2 pseudogenes are annotated in these 1,460 nt (G+C 42.0%); both read left to right on the top strand.

Annotation, left to right across the window (positions count from 1 at the left end):
• Positions 1 to 230: pseudogene (locus tag F8M47_RS12070) on the top strand (type VI secretion system Vgr family protein); the annotation flags it as partial.
• 17 nt (positions 231 to 247) lie between these two features.
• Positions 248 to 1,460: pseudogene (locus F8M47_RS08130) on the top strand (glycoside hydrolase family 19); the annotation flags it as partial.

Here is a 1,460-nt window from a genome sequence, read left to right as displayed (position 1 = left end):
TTTTTGAACAACTTTGCGAAACCTTCCATTGTGAAGGTTATGACGAGGTGATATTAGAAAGCGCGGGCGGTCGGGTAATCTTTAATGCGGAAGGCGTGACTTTTGAGGGCAATGTGCGGATTGAGGGAAGTTTGGTGTATGAGAGTGGTGAGGCGGAAAATACGACGCAATTTAATCTGTTGGCACACAACGGTAAACCAATTGACCTGCGTCGATTAAAATTTTCTTAATTAAATAAAGGAGCAATATGATGTCGGAAAAAAATAAGGAAAGCCCACAAGTAGAAAAACCGCGTATTCCCGCAGTAGCCTTTCCGTTAAAGCCGAAAGCGGAAAATAACAAAAACGTGTTACAGCAGTATTTTACCCATTTAGCGCACGACCCAAGCGCCCGTTTTCTATTTAACGAAATCGGGCTTTGGCATCAAGGTATTCACTTACGCGCCGATAAATTTAAGGCAAGTGAATTTGACAATGAGAAGATTTGCGCGATTGCCGACGGTAAACTGATTGCTTATAAGGTAGATTCGGAATATAAAAATGATAACCTGAAAGCCCAGGCGAATGGCGCAATATATTCCACAGGATTTTTTCTATTGGAGCACGAAATGGAATACCCGAAAGGGAATAAACTGACGTTTTATTCTCTGTATCGTCATACGGCGAAGCTGGAGGAATACGATTCATCCTTTTTAGAGATAATCGGGGAAACGAAATCGGCGGATAAAAGTGCGGTGATGATACGGGATAAAAATAATAAACCGCTTGGGCAAACATTAGCGGATGGTGTAATAATTAAGGTGAGGAAACGAACTTCATCAAAGGACAAGTTTGATGAACTGATATGGTATAAAGATGCAAACGGAGCGGAGCAAAAGTCACCAGTACAGGGTGCTTGGACAATCTTCAATGGCTCTTACCGAATTGCAGCGGAAGAAAAACGCAAAGGTCTTCCGTTGTTGACCGCACATAATTTGGAGACGGAAGCGGACAAAGAAGTGGTGCTAAGCAAACCGATAGCGGTGAAAGCGGGTATAGAACTAGGTTTAATGGGGGAATATAATCAGCCGACGGAATCAGGTAAAAGACTACTGCATTTGGAGGTTTTTACTTATGATGACCTCAATATGTTCAGAGAAAAAGCGAAAGCCGCTTACGATAAAGATAAAGAAAAGAAAGGGATTCAGGACAATTTCTTGTATGTTAATCGAGGCAGCAGTATTTACGGTTATGCGAGCGACAGCAAAAAAATCATTGATTTACGCGACCAAACGGAAGTGGAGATAATGCTGCCTTTGTCGGAAGTAGAGAAGCTGACGGTGAGTGAAAATCCGCAAGATAAAAATGCCAAACAGCGGACTTACTACAACATTCAACCATACTTACACGACAGGAAAAGTGATGTAGGGATTTATGTTGATGATAGTCATGTAACACACGGGATACTGTTTGAAGGAGTGG

Origin of the sequence: Actinobacillus vicugnae, from assembly GCF_901687125.1 — a bacterium.
In the GTDB taxonomy this organism is placed as follows: domain Bacteria; phylum Pseudomonadota; class Gammaproteobacteria; order Enterobacterales; family Pasteurellaceae; genus Actinobacillus; species Actinobacillus vicugnae.
This window is presented reverse-complemented; position numbering and strand designations above follow the sequence as displayed.